Here is a 16,488-nt window from a genome sequence, read left to right on the forward strand (position 1 = left end):
CTGCTGGTGCGGCAGATCACGGGGAATCGCCGGTGCGACGCGGCCGGGTGTGTGGGGGCGGGAGTCGAATGCCGCGGGCTCGGTCATCGGTTGTCGCTTCCGTTCGTCGGGGGCGTGCAGACAGCACAGATCCCGGCAACCGGGGGGTGAGCTGCCGGGATCTGGAGTACGGGAGATGTCTGGCGGGGCCTACTTCGGCTTGATCGCGTCCTTGGCCTTCTCCTTGGCCGCGCGCAGGTCGCCCTGCGACTCCTCGGCCTTGCCCTTGGCCTTGAGGGACTCGTTGCCCACCGCGCCGCCGACCGTCTTCTTGACCTTGCCCGCGGCCTGCTCGCCCTTGGCCTGAGCCTTCTCGTCAGCAGCCACAACCACTCACCCAGTCTCGCTCGACAATCGGTACACCCACCGGGTCACCGCTCACCACATCCTCAAACCAGACAGCGGCAGTCGAGCAGGGCCGCGCGGCGGAAACAGCGTGGAGAGGGTCGGGGAGCCATCACTCAGATGTGCGGGCGCGGCGTGCGGCCCTGGGCAGCGGGCCGCCGTGAAGTGCAGGCGGCCCGGCCCGCACTGGGGGCTGCCGGAGCATCGGTGGCTTCGTCGATGAGGCGGCCGTGGTCGTTGCGCAGGGCCGCGGTGTCGGAGTGGTCGTCCCGCACGGCGGTGCGGCGGTCCTGGTGGACGTCGTGGCGCGTGTCCAGGCCGGTGCCGGTGTCGAGCGCACGGTGGCGCGGCCGTCCAGGCGGTGGTGGTCGAAGGTGCAGGTGCGGCCGTCCTCGTGCGTGAGGGTCCAGCCGTCGAGGTTCACGCCGTGGCGTCGGGAGTAGTTGGTGACGTGACGACGGTGATCCGGGCTGCGCAGGACCCGGGTTCCCTGGGCGGATCCCAGGTCACATCGATGTCAGCTCCGTGGACGTCGTGTGCCAGTCCCGCCACCATGGCGGCAGCGGCGGCCTGTGCCTGGGCTGGGTGGGCGTTGGCCGCCACGTCGGCCAGGCGTCCGCAGAGCAGCCCGCCTTCCTCGGTGAGAACGCTGTGGCGCCATCCGTCCGGCGTCGCCAGCAGGACGATGCTGCTGGGCATGCCGAAGGCTGGCCCTCTCTTCGTCACGCGCTTGCGTCGCACCATGGAGCCATCCAACCTCGTGGGGTTCCGGGAGGTTCGCGCGGGCGGAAGTTCAGGCGCTGCGGCGGGCGGCCCGTCCCGGGTTCCGGGACGGGCCGGCCCGGTGCTCGCGCAGGCCTTTCGACTCCAGGACCGTGGGCGGGCGACCCGGTGGTGTCAGCTCGTGGCCGCCGCCTTCGGCGAGTTCTGGTAGGCGGCCACCTGCCATCCCGTTTCCTGCCGGGTCAGGATCCACATGGCGATCGCGCCGCGGTCGGCCGGCACGTGTGTCTCGCCGGGGAAGAGGATGCTCGTCTCGCTGATGACGGCGGCGGCATCCTTGGTGAGGAAGCGGATGTCGAGCACCTTGTTGCTCGTGGTGGAGCCCTTGAGGTAGCTGGTGAAGCCGGCCTGCATGCTCTGCCGGATCTCCTCGCGGGAGGAGCGGTAGGACCCCGGCAGGATCACGCTCGCGTCCTCGGTGTAGTCGGCGACGAACGCGTCCGCGTCATAGGTGTCCCACGCGGCGTAGACGTTCTCGAGGACCTTGAGGATGGCGGTCTCGTCCGCGGTGTGCGTCCGGTTCGTGGTCATGGCTGCTCCTTGCTCGGTCGTAGCGTGCGGGTCGCCGTGGGCTGCGGCTCACCGGGAGCCGGTGCGGCTCCGCAGGTACATACCGGCGCCGGAGTCCCGGCTCATCGCGTATCCCGAACATTTTTCGGAGAGTGCGGGGCGCGCTCTCGCGGAAGCGGTCGCTCTGGTGTGGTCAGGCTTCGATGCGGGGGGCCAGACGGAAGGCTGCGAAGATCTCGGCGTCCTGGAAGACGGTGTTTCTGCTGATCCCGGAGGCGGTGACGGTGAACACCTGGAGTGTGTGGAGTTCGAAGGCGCCGCTGTCGCCGAGGCGGTAGGCGGCCATGCCGGGTTGGCCGTTCGCCGCGACGTGGGTCAGGTGCCAGTCGGCGCCTGCCTCGGCGAAGACCCAGTCCATGAACTGCCCGTACTTCTCGCGTCCGGTGAACCAGTTGAGCATCGGCGGCATCTCCATGATGACGTCGTCGCTCAGCAGTTTCTTGAGACCTTCGACGTCGGCGTCCTGGAACGCTTTCATGTAGCGGTCGACGAGGGCTTGTTGTTCTGCCCGGGAGGGTTCCGCGATCTGCTCCTCGATGAGGCCCGCCTCGTTCAGGCGAGCGCGTGCGCGTTGCAGGGCGCTGTTGACGGAGGCGACCGACGTGTCGAGGACGTCCGCTGCTTCGACGGCGGAGAACGCGAGGACGTCGCGCAGGATCAGCGCGGCGCGCTGGCGTGCTGAGAGGTGTTGCAGGGCGGCGACGAAGGCCAGCCGTACGCTGCTGGGGTCGACGGCCGCGCCGGTGGGGCTTCCCAGGTGCAGCAGTGAGTCGGGGATCGGCTGCAGCCAGGTGGCTTCGCCTCCGTGGACCAGCGGGTCCGTGGGCAGGCGTTCGGTCACTGTTCCGGCGGGCAGGGGGCGGCGGCGCCGGGTTTCCAGGGCTGTCAGGCATGCGTTGGTCGCGATCCGGTGGAGCCAGGTCCGCAAGGCGGCGCGGGACGGGTCGTAGGCGTCCCGGGCCCGCCAGGCTCGCAGATAGGTCTCCTGCACCAGGTCCTCGGCGTCGTGGACCGAGCCGAGGATGCGGTAGCAGTGAGCGAGCAGCTCCTGTCGGAACGGTTCGATCTGACGGTCGAAATCCACCACCGTGACGCTCCCCCGCGGCCAGTCCCTCGTCCGTGTGCCGGGACCCTACCGCAGGGCTCTCCGGGGGTTTGGTGGCGTTTGCCGGCGGAGGCGAGGACGGGGTGTCCTGGTGTGTCGGAGGCGGGTGTCGGCCTGCTTTCGGGTCCTAGTGGCCGGCTGTCGGGTGCCACTCGCGGTGGAGGAGGCCGAAGACCCAGGAGTCGGAGACGTCGCCGTTGACGACGCAGTCCTCGCGGAGGGTGCCTTCGCGGACGAAGCCGAGCTTCTCCAGGACCCGGGCGGACGCCAGGTTGCGGGTGTCGGTCTCGGCCTGGACGCGGTTCAGGTCCAGGGTGTCGAACGCCCAGCGCAGGACGGCGTGTGCGGTCTCCGTGGCGTAGCCGTGGCCCCATGCGGCGGTGTCGAAGACGTAGCCCAGGGATGCGCTGCGGAAGTCCGGGTTGACGTTGGTCAGGCCGCACCAGCCGATGAATACGCCGTCGGAGAGGCGGTCGACGGCCAACCGCGCTCCCGTGCCTTCCTCCTCGATCGTCCGGCATGTTGCGATGAAGCGCTGGGCGCGGGCCGGTTCGGTCCACGGCGGGGAGTCCCAGTAGCGCAGCACGTGGGCGTTGCTGTGGAGCGCGTAGAGCGGCGCCGTGTCGGCGTCGGTGAACGGCCGCAGTCGCAGGCGGGCGGTGCGCAGTTCGGGGGTGGGCAGTGTCATGCGGGGCATCCTGCCGCGTCGCGTTCGCCCCCGGCCATCGGTTTGTCCGGGCGGCCGGGGGCGTGTACGTGTCCGGGGGGCGCCGGGCGCGTCGTATGGGTGGTGGGGCCGCGGAGCCAGAAGTCACCCGGTCTCCGTGACGGTTGCCTCCGGTGGGGGTGGGGTCGTGGCTTGTGTCGATCAGTCCCTGTGGGGCATGGGGAGATCGCGTTCCAGGACAGCGCGCACTTCGGCGATCTCGTGCTTCCATCGGTCACTCTTCAAGGTCTCGTCGTCCCAGATGGCTGCGGGAGCGCCACCCGGGATGCAGTAGCCGTAGATCTTGTCCGCGACTTCATCGGTGAAGAGGTTGTCGTAGTGGAAGGATCCTTCGAAGCCCAGCCACGCGATGCCCTCGGCTTCCGTTGAGGCCTTTTGCAGGCACTCTCGCAAGTAGGGGACGAAGTCGCGGTCGATGTCGTCGAACGCGAGGTCGTATGACTGGACAATTCCTCGTCGGCCTTCGGGATCCGGGCCGAGCGGATACCGTTTCACGTGGTCCGGTCTCATCGCCGCAACCGTGAACGCGTTCTCTGGAAGCCACGATTCGGATACCCCGAGTGTGAACAAAATGATGACGGCCGGGCCGCTCCAACAGACGGCTTCTTCGATCTCGTTCACCAGAGATCCCGCTTCGCCAGTTTTCCCGCACCGGGCATCATCGCGGTGATTGCCTTCCCTGCAACAGCTCGATACTTGGCCTTGGCCTCGGCCTCGTCGAAGCAGCTTCGGACGCCCTCAGGCCGCGAAGCCGACGGTGGTCACGTACTCGTACTGTCCCCATTGGGAGCCGAGGTCCACGATCTGGTCGATCCAGGCTTCGTCCAGGGCCTGGTCGTCGCCGTCGGCCCAGGCTCGGACGACGGCGTCCCAGTGACGGATGTTCAGGCTGCGGTATTCCACGATCCGTTGGCGCGGGCGGTCGACCTGGGACTGGTTCAGCGGGTGCAGTTCGACTCGTGTGCCGCGGCCCTCGCGGTTGAGGCGGCCCAGGAGATAGCGGGCGACGTTCCGCCGGCGCACCGTCCGGTAGGCGGTCTCGATGCGTTCCAGATTCTTCCTGGACGGGAGGCGCTTTCCGCCGAGCCATGCTTTGAGGGTGCGGTCGGTGACCGTGAGGCCTGCTGCGCGGGCGGCCGCGCGGGCGTGGTCGGTGCGGGTCAGGTAGTGCAGGCGGGCCAGCAGGCCCCGCTGTGCCGTGATCGGGGTGGCGATGTGGCCGGCGAGCTTGTCGAGTTGCCGGGCGACGGCTTCGAAGCCCTTGATGCCACGAGCACCGAATTGACCGAAATCGATGTTCCTTTCCGGCACCCTGCTCACTCCTGACTGATCGACGAACCTCCCCTATTCTAGCGGATTTGCCCGAGAGTAAGGCCCATTCGGACTGAATATCTGCATCGATTTTGTCGGTTCATGTCTCGCGAGAGTTTATGCCCAACGAGTGAAGGGCGAATTGGCGGTGCCGTGGGGTCACGGCCGCCGACAGCCTTCGCGAAGGTCCGGAGTGTGTGGTGGTCCGCCGAGGTGTGGGCGGGGGCGGTCTCCGCGGCCGGCTAGGCGCGCCGCTCCCCCGGTCCGGCGGGGTCGGGGTGGGCCGCGGTGCGCAGGGCGTGTACGGCGGGTGTGTCGCGGTTGGCCGGGAGCCATGCGAGGAGTGAGACGGAGTTGCCGAGCTCGGGGGAATCCACGTAGGTGAGTCCGGGGCGCGGGTAGAGGCGGCGGGCGGCCGCCGGTAAGAACGTGATGGCTCGTTTCTGGAGGACCGCGAGCACCATGGCTTCGGTGTCGCGGACCACGGGGCCGTAGCGCACGCTGGTTCCGTCGGGGCGTGGGTTGATGGTGAGGTGGTCCCACCACTGACGTGGTACTTCGGGGGGCATGTCCACCACGGCGCGGTCCGCGATCTGGGCGAGGGTGAGTGAGCTTTCGTGGGCCAGCGGGTCGTCCGCCGGGAGGCAGATCACGCGTGGTTCCGTGGCGAGTTCGATGCTCTGGAAGCTGGCGGGCAGGGGTGCGCGCAGGAAGGCGGCGTCGACGGTGCCGTCAGCGAGGGCGTCGAACTGCTCGATGAAGCTCAGGTTGAGGACTTCGACCTCGAGGTGGGGGTGGCGGTTGCGCAGGCGGTCGAGGACGGTTCTTGCGTGGGGCATGGCCGCTTCCGCGCCGAGGGAGCCGATGCGCAGTCTGCCGCGGACGGTGCCGGCGTGTGCGTCGCAGACCTGGAGCAGTTTCGCCATCGCGGCGAGTACCTCTGTGGCCTGTTCGGTCAGTGCGTGTCCTGCCGGGGTGAGGGTGAGGGTGCCGGTGCGGCGTTCCAGCAGGGAGAGGTCGAGGCGCTGTTCCAGGGCGCGCATCTGCTGGCTGAGGGCGGGCTGGGAGATGAACATGCGGGCGGCCGCCCGTCCGAAGTGGAGTTCTTCCGCCAGTACGAGGAACAGCCGTAACTGGTGCAGGCTCGGTTCTCGGGCGTCTCGGCGACGCGTGCCCCCGGCGACCATAGAGGGCAGGTTATCGAATCGCTGAGTGTTCCCTTCGGTTCTCGGCCGCCCCGATGTCCGGTGCTCGACCAGAATGGATCAAGGGGTCTGTTCTGCCGTGCGGTTGAGCGCGGTGGCCTCTGTCGTACGGCGAGCACCTCCCCTGCCGGTTGGGACGATCTGGGGAGGGCGTCATGCTCCGTCTGCATTTCACCGACGACGACCTGAGGAACGTGCGGGTGTCACGGGGCCCGGATCCCCTGTGGGAGATCGTGTGCAGCATCTGCCGATTAAAGACGGGTGACGGGCGCGCGGAGTTCGGCGGGTGGCGGGAGGAGACGCGGGAGAGGATCCGCCGCGACGAGAGGCTGCGGGTGGCGTTGTCGCCGTTGCGCGGTCTGGTGCCCAGCCACGGTTACATTCCCGACCTCCTCACCCCCGACGCCTCCGGGGATCTGGCGGCGGGGCTGGACGCGGTCGGGGCGACGTCGGCGCGGGTGGTGGCGGAGCAGGTGGGGCGGCTGAACGCGGGGCAGGCCGGGCTGCGCGGGCGGGGCGGGAGTCCGCGGGCGGACTCCGTCGATCTGAAGAGAGTCGTGCGGGCGCTTGGTACGTACTTCGATGTTGTGCTGAGGCCTCATCTGCCGCGTATGCGGGGGCAGGTGGGGGTCGACGTCGATCTGCGTTCGGGGGCGCTGCTCGCGGGTGGGGTGCAGGGGCTTCTGGAGAGTCTGGCTCCGTATGCGCGATGGCGGGATCCGGTTCTCGAGGTGGACTATCCGGTGAGCCGCGACGTGTTTCTGGGGGGCCGGGGGCTGCTGCTCGTTCCCTCGTTCTTCTGCTGGCGGCGTCCGACCGCGCTGGCCGATCCGGACCTGACGCCCACTCTGGTGTATCCGGTGGCCAAGCCGGCCTGGCATCTGGCGCGGGACGGCGGGAGGGGTGCCTCACGGCTGCTCGGGCGGACGCGTGCCGCGATCCTCCAGGTTCTCGCCGGCCGTGACAGGTGCGGGGGATGTACGTCGACGGACATCGCCCGTGTCGTGGGGATCGCGCAGTCGAGTCTCACGTATCAGATGAGTGCGTTGCGTGACGGGGGTCTGGTCAGTAGCCGCCGGTGCGGGAAGTACGTGGTCCACGCCGTCACGCCGCTCGGGCTGCGGGTCCTGGACGGGGTGTGAGGGGTCGCCTGTGGGGGCCGGATCGGCCGCGGCAGTGCGGCGGTCCGGCTGTCCTGCGTGGCAGGGGGCGACGCTTTGCGGGCCGGTCGCTCCTTGCCTGCCCAGACTGGCCTGACGCGAGGGCATTGCGCCGTCGACCAGCACCGGCTGCGAGCTCGCCGTGCACCAGGAGCCGGGACGGGCAGACGCGGCCGGTTGCCGGTCGCATCTTTCGGGTGACACCGCTTCAGGCCGCCACGACTCCAGAGCGGCGGATCCTCCCAGCCCCTATGAAGAAGGAGTGGAATTCTCGCCCAAGAGGCGGCGGACGTGAGAAGAGGAGCGCTACGCTGACGCGCCTGTGAGGCTTGCAACGGCGGGATGCGTCAGTATGTCGCTGCCGTCAGGTTGATGCCCGGATCCCTGGTCCAGCCGCGGTATTTGACGGTCTGGCGCACCTGTACCATGGGCTACCCAAAAGCAGACAAATCGCGCTTTTGGTATGTCCATTGTTACTTTGAGTCCCGCACCAGCGGGCCATTGAGATAGGCGCGTAGATGAACGGCTCGTGGTCGTGGCGCAGGTCATCGTTCAGCGATGCGGCAGGGAACCAGTGTGTGGAGGTTGCCTGCACGGGGCGCGACGTACTCGTGCGGGATTCCAAGGACACTACGGAAGGCCTCTTGACCTTCAGCGTGACCGCGTGGGGCGGTTTCGTTGAGGCAGCCGAAGCTGCACCGATCGCCCCTGCATGCGGGTGACAGGTTCCGGCCTCGATGGCCGTTCGCACGCAGGGGCGGATCAGCCGCTTGGAGACAGGGCCGGCAAGCAGCCATGACGCCTGCTGAGTTCAGCGATTGGGGGCGCCCAGCCGGCCCGCAAGGGCCAGACCGGCGGTAGCGATTCCGGCGGCGGCTGCCTTACCGGAGTCGCCTGGTACCAGGATCAGGATGACGCTGGCCGCACTCAACGAGGCGACCGCCACGATCACGGCAACTACGGCATTGACACGCGGCAGGGCGGGAATGTGAGTGGGGCCCTCGCTGGGCCGAGGCCGCGAGGGTTCGATGTTGGACACGGTTGACTCCAGATGGCCCGGGACTTGAGATGCCAACTGCCGCTCCGCTTGCAGACGGACGGCCGTCTGCAGAGAAAATTCCCTGCCCTGTACGTGATCACTCTTCAGGGGTACGACGCATCGAATCTCCGAAGAGCGAGTTACCTTCCGAGGTGCATTCCCGATGTCTCCGTTTTGACGTCGCCCCGTTTGCAATCCGGCCACACGCTAGCTAGCAGATTGATGGTTTATCTGGCGGCCGCGCAGAGCACACCTACCTAAGAACGGTTGCCTCCAGGATGCTCCGCGCCGCCCTACCAGCGGCGTTGCAAACTCGGTCTGGATGCGCGACTGTGGCCCATACGCTGGTGTCCGGTTGGCCCGGGCGATCAGCATGGGGCGCGTCCCGTTGCAGCGGGCCGGCCCCGACTGTGGCTTCGCCTGTGCGGAGCCACAGCCATGTCGCCACCCTTGCGCCAGTGCGCCCCATCGTGCCTCAATGCGCCCTGCGGCTGCTCCGCGCCTGCCGAGGTGGCGCGGAGCAGCACATAGGCAGCTCCCCTGCCCGGGAATGCCCCGATGGCCACACCGGAGTGCGCACGGTTGCAGGGTGGCCGCAAGTGATGCAGGTCATTCATCCTCGCGCTGTGCAATCCGAAAGTCGTGCGGCTCGGTTTCCAGGTGCTCGGCAACCTGCAGCAGGATCCGAGGTACCTGGTCTCCTTTGATCGCTCGCTCCTCCAGGCCCCAGAACAACTCCAGGTAGGAGACGAAGTCCTCGGTCGCCGTACTCACCGTGGCCGTTCCCCTGAGATTCTCGAGGTAGACGAACGGCCGCATGTCCTCCTCGAACTCGAACAGCGTGAAGGGCCCCTGAGAGGCGGCATGTGCACCACTGCTGAAAGGGAAGATCATGATGCTGCGCCGGGGATGGGCCGCCAACTCGGCCAACCGTCTCAGCTGCGCCCGCATCACGCCAGGACCACCCACCTGACGGCGTATCACCGACTCGTCCAGGATGAAGTAGGCCTCTGCATGCTCCCTGTCGAGTGCCTCCTGTCGCAGCATGCGCGCTTCAAGCATGCGCTGGTGCTGCTGCTCGGAGAACTGCGGCGGCGTATAGGCGCGGATGATCGCCATGGCGTACTCCTCGGTCTGCAGGAGACCGGGCATAACCAGTGGCTGGAAGCTTCGGGTGACGAACGCCGAGGACTCCATGGCCAAGAAGCCCAGAAAGTCCTTGTCGTAGATGTCTCGATACTCGGTGAACGGCATCTTCCGGCTGCCACGAGCCAGGTTCAACAGCCCTTCAACGGTCGCCGCGTCCGTTACTCCGTACAGTCCCAGCAGCGGTCGCAGATCGTTGACAGAGATGCCCACCTCGCCGGCCTCGATCCTCAGCAGTTTGCTGGGAGACCACTCCATGCGCTCTGCCACCTGCCGCTGCGTCAGGCCGGTGGCTGTCCTGTACTCCCGCAACATGGAGCGCAATCGCAGCCGCTGTATCGCGGGGCTTCCTCTGCTCGGCATCGTCATTTGTCCCCCAATCTGCGATACGGCTGATTGTCGCATCACTGAGTGAGAATCAGCCGACCTGAAGAGCGCACAAAGTAAGCCGTCTTTATGCAAGCTTCAATGCGCGACACCGCCGTCCCCTCTGTCGCACGAGTAGCTCCAGACCCACCGCAGTTGAGTGACTTCACACAGAGGATCCGAGTGTCTGCAGGTCCCCTCTGGGGACGATGCCGGGGACGTCCTTGTTTCGACGACGCAGATAACGAGAACGGGACTTACCCGTGCGGCACTGCGTGTGCTACTAGATTTCCCGGAGCATGGCCGGGGACGGATCCTCGTCCGGAATGTCGTCAAGTCTCCCGCCCGCGAGGCAGGCGGGATGCGACCGGCCGGGCAGCTACATGTCGCTCCGCAGTGGCCCGCCCGACACGAGCAGGCGCGCGGCGCGCCCCTCTGGCGGACCAGCGTGTCGGTGGGGGCTTTTCGGACGCGGTCTGCCGTGCAGGACGCCCGCGAAGCGCAGGACGCCGGTCCGGGCTGCCGGGACTCGGCTCGGGAACCGAGCCGAGGATCAACTCGGATACGCGATGAAGCAGATTCGAATTCCGGCCGAGGCGGTCAGGCGGCGCGGCAGAGCAACGTCGGACCAGCAGGCGACATGGTGTCACTGTCGGCCACCCTCGCCTGTACGGGGCGGGCAGTGCGGTCCGCTGCCACCCGGAAGCGGCTGCCGCGGGCGAAGACGACCAGGCGCAGGACCGTGAAGCGGGCGAGGCCGGCGAGTGCCGAGGCGGTGAGGTAGACGCTCTGCTCGAGCATCGCGCCGGGGGTGGCTGTCAGTTGGTGCAGGACGAACGTGGCCGTGCAGGTGAGGGCGAAGGCTGCGGCCGCGGAGCCGGCGGACTGCAGGTGCTGGCGTCCGGTCGCGCGGGTGCCGGCTCCGAAGGAGAAGCGGGCGTGCAGGTCGGTGGCCAGGAGGGTGGACAGGGCGGTGACGAGGGCGTTGGCCAGGCCCCAGGGGATCTGGGTGGCGAGGGCGGCCACGGTGAGGCTGGAGGCGAGTCCTACGGTGCCGCCGAGGAGGGTGAAGCGGGCGAAGGCGGTGACGGCGCCGGGTGCGGCCGCCTGCTGCCGGTCGTGTGGTGTCTTCATGGTCCGGCTCCCTTCGCCGTTGGCCTGCGGAACGTGCGTTCGCCGGCCTGCGAAGCCCGACGGTTCATTGTTTCTGATGACACAAACGCTACGTTGCATTCATTGTTTTGGCAACGCACTTATTGCCCATGACGCGCGTTGCAGCAGCTTGTTGCCGTATTTTCGTTGCAATGGTTCTAGCCGTAACGCAACGTCGCCACTCTAGACTCATTGCAATGGAGTGGTTGTGAACGCTACGCCGGGGATCCGGCGCCCCGCGGGCTGTCCGGGCGGCCCCAGCATGGGCAGGGCGGCGCACTCCGACGGGTGTCGGGGTGCGCCGCCCTGGGGTGGAACCGATTCGCGGTGCCTGCCCGGCTACTTGGGATCGGCGTTGTACTGGGACTGCGACCAGCGCCAGCCGAGCACGCTCAGGACCGCGCACCAGAGCAGGGCGATCCACCAGTTGTTGCCGATCTGTGTGCCCAGCAGGAGGCCGCGCAGGGTCTCGATGGCGGGAGTGAAGGGCTGGTAGTGGGCGATCGGCTGGAACCAGCCCGGCATCGAGTCCAGCGGGACGAAGGCGCTGGAGATCAGCGGCAGCAGGATCAGCGGCATGGCGTTGTTGCTGGCCGCTTCGGCGTTGGGGCTGCCGAGGCCCATGCCGACGGCGATCCAGGTGAAGGCGAGGGCGAAGAAGGCGAGGAGACCGAGGGCGGCGAGCCATTCCAGTACGCCTGCGTCGGTGGAGCGGAAGCCCATGGCCACGCCCACGGCGCCGACGAGGACGACGCTGAGGATGGCTTGCAGGACGCTTCCGACGACGTGGCCGAACAGGACGGAGCCGCGGTGGATGGCCATGGTGCGGAAGCGGGCGATGATGCCCTCGTTCATGTCGGTGGCGACCGAGACGGCGGTGCCGACGACGGTGGAGCCGATCGTCATGAGCAGGATGCCGGGGACGATGTAGGCGATGTAGGCGGAGCGGCCCGCCCCTCCGCTCATGGTGTTGCCGAAGATGTAGACGAACAGCAGGAGCAGCATCACGGGGGTGAGCAGCAGGTTGAGGGTGAGGGAGGGGTAGCGGCGGGCGTGCAGGAGGTTGCGGCGCAGCATGGTGGAGGAGTCGCGCACGGCGAGGGAGAGGGAGCTCATCGGACGGTCTCCTTGGACGGGGCGGGCTGGGCGGGGAGGGTGGTGTTGCCGGTGAGGGCGAAGAAGACGTCGTCCAGGTCGGGTGTGTGGACGGTGAGTTCGTCGGCTTCGATGCCGGCGGTGTCGAGGCGGTCGAGGATGGTGCGCAGTTCGCGCTGGCTGCCGTCGCTGGGGAACTGGAGGGCGAGGGCTTCATCGTCGCGGGCGCTGTCGGTGAGGGCGAGGGCGGCTCTCTGGTAGGCGGTGGGGTCGGTGAAGCGCAGGCGGATGTGTCCGCCGGGGATGAGGCGCTTGAGTTCCTCGGCCGTGCCCTCGGCGGCGATCTTCCCGTCGTTCAGGACGGCGATGCGGTCGGCGAGTTCGTCGGCCTCCTCCAGGTACTGCGTGGTGAGGAAGACCGTGGTCCCGCCGGTGACGAGCTCCCGGATGATCTGCCACATGTTGTGCCGCGAGCGCGGGTCCAGACCGGTGGTCGGCTCGTCGAGGAAGATGATCCGCGGGCCGCCGACCAGCGTCATCGCGATGTCCAGACGGCGCTTCATACCGCCTGAGTAGGTCGACGCCGGCTTCCTCGCGGCCTCCACCAGGTCGAAGCGCTCCAGGAGTTCGGCCGCGACCCGCCGGCCCTGCGCCTTCGGCAGGTGGTGCAGGTCGGCCATGAGGAGCATGTTCTCCTCGCCCGTGATCAGCCCGTCCACCGCCGAGAACTGCCCTGTCACCCCGATGACACCGCGCGCGGCCTGCGCGTCGGATGCCAGGTCGTGGCCGCCCACCCGGATCTGCCCGGAACCCTCGTCGGGGCTGATGAGCGTCGAGAGGATCTTCACCGCCGTCGTCTTGCCGGCACCGTTGGGACCCAGCAGGGAGAAGACGGTGCCTTCCGGAACGGTCAGGTCGACGGCGTCGAGTACGACCTTGTCACCGTAGGACTTGCGCAACCCGTGCGCCGCGATGGCCAGGTTGGTCATGAGGGGGACTCCTTTGAGGCTGCGGGTGGTGATGGTGTCGTGGGGGCGTGGGGGGTCAGTTGCTGGTGGCGGTGATGTCGCCCTGGGCGGTGGTGGCGCGGATGGTGAGGGCGGGGGCGTGGCCGGTGTTCTTCAGGGCGTTGCTGATGCGGCCGTGGGTGGTGCCGGCGTCGAGGGTGGCGGAGACGCCGGGGGTGGCGCCGATGGTGATGTCGCCGGATTCGGTGCGCAGGGTGACGGTGCCGCCGGTGGCCTCGGTGACGGTGAGGTCGCCTTTTTGGGTGCTGATGTCGGCGGGTCCGCCGAGGCGGCCCACGGTGATGTCGCCTGCCATGAGGGTCAGGTGGGCGCCTGCGGTCTCGTCGAGTTTGAGGGTGCCCTGGGCGCCTTCGAAGGTGACGTCGCCGAGGCGGCCCACGCCGCGGAAGTCGGCGGCGGCGGTCTTGGCCTCGACGCGGGAGCCGACGGGGAGGTGGACGGTGATCTCGACCGATCCGGAACCGGTGCCGAGGATGCGGTTCTTGGCCGGTGCGGCCTCGATGCGCAGGACGCCGTCGGCGTGGACGACCGTGACCTGCTCCGCCGCCTTCACGTCCCGGCTCTTGGCCGCGTCCGCCGGCAGGACCTCCACCGTGGCGTCCCCCCGGTCGGCGGCGATGACCTCGATCCGGCCCGCAGGAATGTCGATGACGGCCGAGACGGGGGCGGGCGTGTCGAACTTCTGCATCGTGCTCTCCTTGTCCTGCACCGCGCGCCCCTACGGCGCCCGCGCTTTCCGATGACAGAAACGCTACGTTGCATTCATGGTTCTGGCAACACTGTTGTTGCGCAAGCCGACGATAACTGCTGGTAAATGCGCGAAAGTTGTTGCAATCGTCTCGCGCATAACGCAACGTCTCAGCCCGAAGCTTGTTGCAATGATTGAGGGTGAACGCTATCCGTGGACGGCCACCGGCCGGTGGTGCCGGCAGCGGCCACGACGCCACCGGCCGGTGGCCGGTGGCGTCGTGGCGTTGTCCGGTCGCGCGCTCCTGCCGGTCCGGGGCCCGAGGGCCGTGGCTCAGCGGATGAGTTCGCGCTCGCGCTTGGGACTGCGGGACGACCGGGGCGGGCCGGCGGGGCCGTGGCGCAGTTCCGCGCCCTCGACGTCCAGGTTGGGCAGGAGCCTGTCGAGCCACTTCGGCAGCCACCAGGCCTTGGTGCCCAGCAGGGCGAACAGGGCCGGGACGATGGCCATGCGGACGACGAAGGCGTCGAAGAGCACGGCGGAGGCCAGCGCGAAGCCCATCATCTTGACGAGGTCGTTGTCCTCGGCGATGAAACCGGAGAAGACGCTGATCATGATGACGGCGGCGGCCGAGACGACGCGGCCGCCGAAGCGGAAGCCGGTGACGACGGCCTCGGCGGGAGTGGCGCCGTGGGTGTAGGCCTCGCGCATGCGGCTGACGAGGAACACCTCGTAGTCCATGGCGAGTCCGAAGACCACGCCGATCATGAGGATGGGCATGGTGCTCACGATGGGACCGGGCTGGTCGATGCCGAACAGGCCGGCGAGGTGGCCCTGCTGGAAGACCGCGACGACCGCGCCGAGCGCCGCGCCGACCGACAGCAGGAACCCCAGGGCCGCCTTGAACGGGACCAGGAGCGAGCGGAAGACCACCATCAGGAGCAGGAAGGCCAGGCCCACGACGAGGGCGAGGTAGGGCAGCAGCGCCTTGTCCAGGGTGTGGGAGAAGTCGATGATCAGGGCCGTCTGACCGGTGATCAGGATCTCGGAGCCGGTGCCCTTCTCCAGGCCGCCGGCGCTGTCGCGCAGGGAGCGGACCAGGTCCTCGGTCGCGGCCTTGCCCGGGCCGCTGGCGGGGATGACGTTGAAGAGGGCGGTGTCGCCCGCCGGGTTGACGGTCGGCGGGGCGACGGAGGCGACGCCGTCCTGTGCGGCGAAGCGCTGGGCGACCCGCTTGGCCACGGCGGCGGCCTTCGGGGCTTCGACGGTCACGGTGAGCGGGCCGTTGAAGCCGTCGCCGAAGGACGCCGAGAGCATGTCGTAGGCCTTGCGCTGGGTGGTGTCGGTGGCCATCGTGCCCTCGCCGGGCAGACCCAGGCGCAAGTTCGCGGCGGGCACGGCCAGCGCGCCCAGGCCGACGACGCCGACCAGCAGGACGGCGACCGGGTGGCGCAGGACGTAACCGGCCCAGCGTGCGCCGAGGTTGGGGTGGCGCCGGGCCTGCTTGGCCGCCTGCTTGGCCGCCTTGCGCTGCTTTCGGGGTGAGAGGGGCTTGCTGCGGAACGCGGCGCGGTCGCGGCGGCGCAGGACGCGGATCGGGGCGAAGGCGAGCAGGGCGGGGACCAGGGTGGTGGCGATGAGGACGGCCACGGCGACGGTGCCGGCGGCGGCCAGGCCCATCTTGGTCAGGACCGGGATGTTCACCACGCTCAGGCCGGCGAGCGCGACGATGACGGTGAGGCCGGCGAAGACGACGGCGGAGCCCGCGGTGCCGACCGCCCGTCCGGCGGCCTCCTGGCGGTCGTGGCCCTCCAGTTTCTCCGAGCGGTAGCGGGAGACGACGAACAGCGCGTAGTCGATGCCGACCGCCAGGCCCAGCATCATCGCCAGGTTGGAGGTGGTCGCGGACAGGCCGAGTGTGCTGCCCAGGGCGGTGATGGCGCTGATGCCGATGCCGACGCCGACGACGGCGGTCAGCAGCGGCATGCCGGCGGCGATCAGGGAGCCGAAGGTGAGCAGCAGGACGAGGGCGGAGATCAGGACGCCGATCTTCTCGCCGACGCCGCTCATGGCGGTGTCGACCTTCACCGCGTCGCCGCCGGCCTCCACGGTCAGGCCCGCGCTCCGGCCCGTACGCAGGCTCTTGTCCAGCGCGTCGTGCTGGGCGTCGGTGAGTTCGGTGCCGCTCGCCTTGTAGGTGGCGACCGCGTAGGCGGTGGTGCCGTCCTTGCTGACCGCGCCGGTGGTGAACGGGTCGGTGACCCGGGTGACGCCCGGGTTGTCGCCGAGGTCGCCGACGAGGTCGGCGACCGACTTCTTGGTGGCGGTCTCGGTGATCCGCTCCCCCTTCTGGGCGCGGACCACGACCCGGGCGCTTGCACCTTCGGCGCCTGCGGCCGGGAACTTCTCCTCCAGCAGGTCGAAGGCCTTCTGCGACTCGGTGCCCGGCATGGAGAAGGTGTCGGCGGGAGGCGCGGGGGCCGAGGAGGCCGCGAATCCCGCACCGAAGAGAACCAGCAGCCACAGCAGTACCGTCAGGCCTCGCCTGCGGAACGCGAATCGGCCCAGTCTGTAGAGCAACGTCGCCATGGTGGGGGGCTCCCGTCGGGATCGGATGGCACCAAGACCCGCGCAGGTTAACAAACCGCAGTGGCGGTTTACTTACGTCGACGGTGATTCTCCGCCACTCCCGGGACGGCCCTCGAGCGCGCCTCCGGCGGCTCTCGAGC

At 68.6% G+C, this 16,488-nt stretch carries 16 protein-coding genes and 1 pseudogene; 2 read left to right on the forward strand and 15 right to left on the reverse strand.

Annotation, left to right across the window (positions count from 1 at the left end):
• Positions 1–189: 189 nt before the first annotated feature.
• From B0675_RS25780 to B0675_RS25815, 9 genes and pseudogenes are all read right to left on the reverse strand, one after another.
• Positions 190–366, reverse strand: coding sequence for a CsbD family protein (locus B0675_RS25780; protein ID WP_081222026.1), 177 nt, complete (start codon positions 364–366; stop codon positions 190–192).
• Between the two features lie 134 nt (positions 367–500).
• Positions 501–835, reverse strand: a pseudogene (locus B0675_RS42100) (hypothetical protein); the annotation flags it as partial.
• On the reverse strand, positions 805–1,083 hold the full coding sequence (locus tag B0675_RS41045) for a hypothetical protein (protein ID WP_143661102.1): 279 nt from the start codon (positions 1,081–1,083) through the stop codon (positions 805–807). The pseudogene B0675_RS42100 and the gene B0675_RS41045, both read right to left, overlap by 31 nt.
• Before the next feature lie 198 nt (positions 1,084–1,281).
• The gene (locus tag B0675_RS25790) at positions 1,282–1,698 is read right to left on the reverse strand and encodes an SgcJ/EcaC family oxidoreductase (RefSeq protein ID WP_081222028.1); all 417 of its coding nucleotides are present in this window, start codon (positions 1,696–1,698) and stop codon (positions 1,282–1,284) included.
• A 172-nt stretch (positions 1,699–1,870) separates the two neighbouring features.
• Positions 1,871–2,824: an RNA polymerase subunit sigma-70 gene (locus B0675_RS25795; RefSeq protein WP_081222029.1), complete on the reverse strand. Its 954-nt coding sequence runs from the start codon at positions 2,822–2,824 to the stop codon at positions 1,871–1,873.
• Between the two features lie 145 nt (positions 2,825–2,969).
• Positions 2,970–3,530 (reverse strand): GNAT family N-acetyltransferase, encoded by a 561-nt coding sequence (locus B0675_RS25800; protein WP_081222030.1) that lies wholly within the window; start codon positions 3,528–3,530, stop codon positions 2,970–2,972.
• Positions 3,531–3,710: 180 nt separating this feature from the next.
• The gene (locus tag B0675_RS25805; protein WP_081222031.1) at positions 3,711–4,190 is read right to left on the reverse strand and encodes a hypothetical protein; all 480 of its coding nucleotides are present in this window, start codon (positions 4,188–4,190) and stop codon (positions 3,711–3,713) included.
• Positions 4,191–4,307: 117 nt separating this feature from the next.
• The gene (locus tag B0675_RS25810; RefSeq protein ID WP_081222032.1) at positions 4,308–4,880 is read right to left on the reverse strand and encodes a transcriptional regulator; all 573 of its coding nucleotides are present in this window, start codon (positions 4,878–4,880) and stop codon (positions 4,308–4,310) included.
• 242 nt (positions 4,881–5,122) lie between these two features.
• Positions 5,123–6,067: a LysR family transcriptional regulator gene (locus tag B0675_RS25815; protein WP_081222033.1), complete on the reverse strand. Its 945-nt coding sequence runs from the start codon at positions 6,065–6,067 to the stop codon at positions 5,123–5,125.
• Between the two features lie 173 nt (positions 6,068–6,240).
• Between B0675_RS25815 and B0675_RS25820 the strand changes: the two genes are divergently transcribed.
• The gene (locus tag B0675_RS25820) at positions 6,241–7,227 is read left to right on the forward strand and encodes a helix-turn-helix domain-containing protein (protein ID WP_081222034.1); all 987 of its coding nucleotides are present in this window, start codon (positions 6,241–6,243) and stop codon (positions 7,225–7,227) included.
• Positions 7,228–7,763: 536 nt separating this feature from the next.
• On the forward strand, positions 7,764–7,967 hold the full coding sequence (locus B0675_RS25825) for a DUF397 domain-containing protein (protein ID WP_081222035.1): 204 nt from the start codon (positions 7,764–7,766) through the stop codon (positions 7,965–7,967).
• A 926-nt stretch (positions 7,968–8,893) separates the two neighbouring features.
• Here B0675_RS25825 and B0675_RS25830 read toward each other — a convergent pair.
• The 6 genes from B0675_RS25830 to B0675_RS25855 all read right to left on the reverse strand — a co-directional run bounded on the left by B0675_RS25830 (position 8,894) and on the right by B0675_RS25855 (position 16,348).
• The gene (locus tag B0675_RS25830; RefSeq protein WP_347110924.1) at positions 8,894–9,835 is read right to left on the reverse strand and encodes a helix-turn-helix transcriptional regulator; all 942 of its coding nucleotides are present in this window, start codon (positions 9,833–9,835) and stop codon (positions 8,894–8,896) included.
• Positions 9,836–10,396: 561 nt separating this feature from the next.
• The gene (locus B0675_RS25835) at positions 10,397–10,930 is read right to left on the reverse strand and encodes a hypothetical protein (RefSeq protein WP_081222036.1); all 534 of its coding nucleotides are present in this window, start codon (positions 10,928–10,930) and stop codon (positions 10,397–10,399) included.
• Positions 10,931–11,287: 357 nt separating this feature from the next.
• Positions 11,288–12,064, reverse strand: coding sequence for an ABC transporter permease (locus B0675_RS25840; protein WP_081222037.1), 777 nt, complete (start codon positions 12,062–12,064; stop codon positions 11,288–11,290).
• On the reverse strand, positions 12,061–13,032 hold the full coding sequence (locus B0675_RS25845) for an ATP-binding cassette domain-containing protein (protein ID WP_081222038.1): 972 nt from the start codon (positions 13,030–13,032) through the stop codon (positions 12,061–12,063). The genes B0675_RS25840 and B0675_RS25845 overlap by 4 nt, the downstream gene beginning before the upstream one ends.
• A 55-nt stretch (positions 13,033–13,087) precedes the next feature.
• Positions 13,088–13,759, reverse strand: coding sequence for a DUF4097 family beta strand repeat-containing protein (locus B0675_RS25850; RefSeq protein WP_081222039.1), 672 nt, complete (start codon positions 13,757–13,759; stop codon positions 13,088–13,090).
• Positions 13,760–14,092: 333 nt separating this feature from the next.
• On the reverse strand, positions 14,093–16,348 hold the full coding sequence (locus B0675_RS25855; RefSeq protein ID WP_081222040.1) for an MMPL family transporter: 2,256 nt from the start codon (positions 16,346–16,348) through the stop codon (positions 14,093–14,095).
• Between the last annotated feature and the right edge of the window lie 140 nt (positions 16,349–16,488).

Origin of the sequence: Streptomyces sp. M41(2017) (assembly GCF_002078175.1) — a bacterium.
GTDB lineage: Bacteria > Actinomycetota > Actinomycetes > Streptomycetales > Streptomycetaceae > Streptomyces.